Origin of the sequence: Actinomycetospora sp. (genome assembly GCF_036497245.1) — a bacterium.
In the GTDB taxonomy this organism is placed as follows: Bacteria; Actinomycetota; Actinomycetes; order Mycobacteriales; family Pseudonocardiaceae; genus Actinomycetospora.
In genome coordinates, this window is record NZ_DASXJS010000111.1 from 1 (window position 1) to 4,482 (window position 4,482).

Annotated in this window: 2 protein-coding genes and 2 pseudogenes; 3 read left to right on the plus strand and 1 reads right to left on the minus strand. The window is 73.6% G+C overall.

Features of this window, described 5'->3' with window-relative positions:
• A pseudogene (locus tag VGI02_RS11615) lies at nt 1-178 on the plus strand (ArsA family ATPase); the annotation flags it as partial.
• 369 nt (nt 179-547) lie between these two features.
• Here the strand turns inward: VGI02_RS11615 and VGI02_RS11620 are convergent.
• A pseudogene (locus VGI02_RS11620) lies at nt 548-841 on the minus strand (WhiB family transcriptional regulator); the annotation flags it as partial.
• A 277-nt stretch (nt 842-1,118) separates the two neighbouring features.
• Here VGI02_RS11620 and VGI02_RS11625 point away from each other — a divergent pair.
• On the plus strand, nt 1,119-3,497 hold the full coding sequence (locus VGI02_RS11625; protein WP_331627513.1) for a penicillin-binding protein: 2,379 nt from the start codon (nt 1,119-1,121) through the stop codon (nt 3,495-3,497).
• Nucleotides 3,498-3,564: 67 nt separating this feature from the next.
• Nucleotides 3,565-4,482 (plus strand): metallophosphoesterase (locus tag VGI02_RS11630; protein ID WP_414638243.1); only part of this gene is annotated, 918 nt, incomplete at its 3' end.

Here is a 4,482-nt window from a genome sequence, read left to right on the forward strand (position 1 = left end):
GGCGGCCGTGCTGCGCCTGCACGCCGACCGGGTCGAGACCGCCGAGCGCGAGCGCCGGGTCCTCGCCCGCTTCACCCGGGCGCACCCGAGCGTGCCGATCGTCGACGTGCCCGCGATGGCCACCGACGTGCACGACCTCGAAGGCCTGCGCGCCATCGGCGAGCTGCTCACGGCCTGAGGAGGGTCCGCCGGGGGTGCCGGCTCCCGGTTCGGTGGGGATCGACGCGCGGCGCACACACCCCGGGGCAGGGCTTCCGAGTGAACCGCCGCGGCGCGCGCACCCCGGGAGGGCTGCCTACGACAGCCGGTGGCAGCACCGACGTTGAACGCACTCGACGCGATGGGTGCCGCGCAGCGGGTGTGTGCGCCACGCGTCGGTCCGCGGAGAGCTGTCGACGTCCGGCGAGAGAGCTCAGCCCGCGCGGCGTCCGGCCCGTCCCGGCGGAGCAGCGGGCTCGTCGGGGACCTCCTCGTCGGTCCCCCCGGCGGACCGCCGGGCAGTCCGAGGAGCGGGGGTCGACGCCGCCGGCTGCTGCGGGGCCAGGGCGGCGCGTCGGGCCGCCTCGAGGAGCGCCGCCCAGGACACGACGTCCGGTCGGCGCTTGAGGAGGGCCTTGCGCTCGCGCTCGGTCATCCCACCCCACACGCCGAAGCGGATGCGGTTGTCCAGGGCGTGCGCCAGGCACTCGGTGCGCACGGGGCACGCCTTGCACACCTCGCGCACATCCCGCTGCTGCGCACCCTGGACGAACAGGGTGTCGGGGTGCTCGTCGCGGCAGCGCGCCTCACGGCGCCAGTTCCGCGTGGTCGTCTTCCGTCCCGAATCGTCGTTCAACGTCATCCCGCCCTCGTGTGGCCCCGATGGCTCCCGGAGTCCGCGCCCGCCCCGCCGGCACACGTCTCCCGGACGCTCGGCCCTCCTCGGCCGCGCGTCTCGCCCGTTCACAGGGTTCGACGCACTCTAGGAGCGGACGGTTCCACCGACAAAGCCTCGAAACGGATCCGTCATCAGAAGATCCGTGGCCGACATCCCTGACAGACCGCCCGACCGGCCCGATCGACCCGAGAAGGGACGACACGAGCACGAACCTCACGTCCTCCCAGTAACGTGCACGCCGATGACTGGGGGAACGGACCGGGACGGTGCCCGTGGCGCGGCGGACACCGACGACGCGCGCGACGATCGCCGGCGCGGCCGCGCAGGTCCGGTGGCGCGCCTGCTGGGGCTCTGCCTCGTGGCGGGCCTGATCCTGGCCGGGGTGGCGTTCCCGCTGATCGGGGGCGTCGGCCTGGTCAGCAACGACGCCAGCGACACGGTGAGCGCCACGTCCACCGACCTCGCCGCGGGCCAGCTGCCCCTGGTCACGACGGTGACCGACCGCCAGGGCGCGCCGCTGGCCTACCTGTACGACCAGAACCGCCAGCCGACCCCGCTCGAGAGCATCGCGCCGACGATGAAGGCGGCGATCGTCGCGATCGAGGACCGGCGCTTCTACGAGCACGACGGCGTGGACTGGACGGGAACCCTGCGCGCGCTCGTGACCAACCAGAGCGCCGGGTCCACCCAGCAGGGCGCCTCGACGCTCACCCAGCAGTACATCAAGAACTACCAGCTCTACGTCACGGCGCAGAGCCAGTCCGACCGGCTCAAGGCGACCGAGGCGACCTACGCCCGGAAACTGCGTGAGGTCCGCGTCGCCCTCCAGCTCGAGCGCCAGCTCGCGGACGGGCGCACCAAGAACGAGGCCAAGGACGAGGTCCTCCAGCGCTACCTCAACATCGTGTTCCTGGGGAACAACTCCTACGGGATCGGTGCCGCGGCCCGCACCTACTTCAACACCACGCCGGACCGCCTGACGATCCCGCAGGCCGCGATGCTCGCCGGGATGGTGCAGTCGACGGCGGCGTTCGATCCGGTCGCCCACCCACAGGCCGCGACCGGGCGCCGGAACGAGGTCATCAACCAGATGGCCGTCCAGGGGATCATCACCCAGGCCCAGGCCCAGGAGGCGGCGAGCAGCCCGCTCGGCGTCGTCAGCCCGCTCGCCACACCGGCGAACGGCTGCATCGGCGCGGGCGACGCGGCGTTCTTCTGCAAGTACGTCGTGGACTACCTCGGGCAGGCGGGGATCTCCGCCGAGCAGCTCAACCGGGCCGGCTACACGATCCGCACCACGCTGGACCGGAACACACTCACCGCCATGTCCGCCGCGCTGCGGGGCGAGGTCCCCGCGCGGCAGCGCAACGTCGCCGACGTCATGGCCGCCGTCTCGCCGGGTGGGAACCGCCACGAGGTGCTCGCCATGGGGTCGAACCGGGTGTTCGGCGTGGACGGCTCGGCACTGGAGACGAGCTACGGCCTGCCGTGGGAGCCGGTGAACCTCGGCGCGGGCTCGGTGTACAAGGTCTTCACCGCTGCCACGGCGCTCGACAAGGGCCTCGGCATCGACTACCAGATGCAGATCCCTCCGGACGGTTACGCGTCGCCGATCTACCGGGACGGCCAGGGCAACCCCTTCCCGGTCCGCAACGCCGGCTCCTACGCACCGGTGCTCTCGATGACCGACGCGCTGGCCCAGTCGCCGAACACCGGGTTCGTGAAGCTCATGGAGTACACCGGGGTGCCGCCGGTGGTCGACATGGCGGTGAAGCTCGGCATGCGCTCGCTCGCCGAGCCCCAGGGCGCGGGCGGGAAGTCCATCGCCGAGATCGCCAAGGAGCAGAACCAGGGCTCCTTCACCCTCGGCGTCACCCCGACCAGCGTGCTCGAGCTCTCCAACGTCGGCGCCACGCTCGGCTCCCACGGGAAGTGGTGCCCGCCGACCCCGGTCCTCGGCATCACCGACTCCTCCGGGAACCCCGTGCCGGTCGCCGAGCAGCCCTGCGAGCAGGTCGTCCCGCCGTCGCTCGCCGACACCCTGATGTCGGGCCTGAGCAAGGACGACCAGGCGGGCGGCACGTCGTCGGGCGCCGCCGGGGAGAACGGCTGGAACCGGCCGATGTCGGGCAAGACCGGGACCACACAGCAGAACAAGTCGGCGGCCTTCCTCGGCTTCACCCCGGGGATCGCGGGCGCGGTCATCACCTTCGACGACTCGTCCTCGCCGCGACCGCTGTGCGACGGCGGCGGGGACTCGCCGCCGTACCCGTGCGGCGACGGGAACATCTTCGGCGGCAAGACGCCCGCCCGGACCTGGTACAAGACGATGGGGCCGCTGCTCGCCGCCACCCCGGCCCAGCCGCTGCCCCCGACCGACCCCCGCTACGTCGCCGGCGGAACGAACGAGCAGATCCCGGACGTCGTCGGACGCCAGGCCGACGAGGCGCAGTCCCGCCTCCAGGACGAGGGCTTCCCGGTCGCCCGCGCCACGGTGAACAACCGTGCCGCCGCCGGTACCGTGGTCGGGCAGTCCCCGCGCGGGTCCGCGCTGCCCGACCAGGTCGTCACCCTCCAGGTCGCCAGCGGCACCGTGGGCGCGCCTCCCCCGCCGCCGTAGGACCGACGGGGCACCGGCCCGGCCGGGCACGGAGTGCAGCGGGACGACCACGCCAGAGGAGGACGCGGTGGCCGACCAGCAGGCGACGGGCGGGACGACCCACGGACTGGCCCGGGGGCTGATCCGGACGGCCGTCGCGGGGGCCGCGGCGGGCGCGCTGGGGCTGGGCTACGCGTCCGTCGTCGAACGGCACTGGTTCACGCTGCGCCACCACACGCTGCCGGTCCTGTCGCCGGGCGCGCGCCCGCTGCGGGTGCTCCACATCTCGGACCTGCACCTGCGACCCGGTCAGCGCACCGAGGAGCGCTTCGTGGCCGGCCTGGCCGAGCTGGAGCCCGACCTCGTGGTCGACACCGGCGACAACCTCTCGCACCCGCGGGCCGTGCCGGGCGTGCTGCGCGCGCTGGGCCGGCTGCTCGACCGCCCGGGCGTGTTCGTCTTCGGCAGCAACGACTACCACGGGCCGAAGCCCAAGAACCCCGCGAACTACCTGTTCCGCCCGCAGCACCGCATCCTCGGCCCGGACCTGCCGTGGCGGGACCTGCGGGCGGCCTTCGTCGAGCACGGGTGGCACGACGCCACGCACTCCCGGCTGGAGCTCACGGTCGCCGGGCAGCGGGTCACGGTGGCGGGCGTCGACGACCCGCACATCGGCCACGACGACTACGACCGGATCGCCGGCCCGGCCGACCCCGACGACGAGGGCCCTTCGACCACCGGTCCCGGCGCGGTCCCGGCGCTGCGCCTGGGTCTCACGCACTCCCCGGAACCCCGGGTGCTCGACGGCTTCGCGGCCGACGGCTACGACCTGGTGCTCGCCGGCCACACCCACGGCGGCCAGCTGCGGCTTCCGGGGTACGGGGCGATCGTCACCAACTGCGGGGTCGACCGCTCGCGTGCCCGCGGCGCCTCGCGGTGGGGCTCCCACATGCGCCTGCACGTCTCGGCCGGGCTCGGCACCTCGCCGTACGCGCCGGTCCGATTC

Excerpts from the sequence above, each read along its gene's own strand:
- VGI02_RS11625 (WP_331627513.1), top strand. The coding sequence starts at position 1,119 with ATGACTGGGGGAACGGACCGGGACGGTGCCCGTGGCGCGGCGGACACC.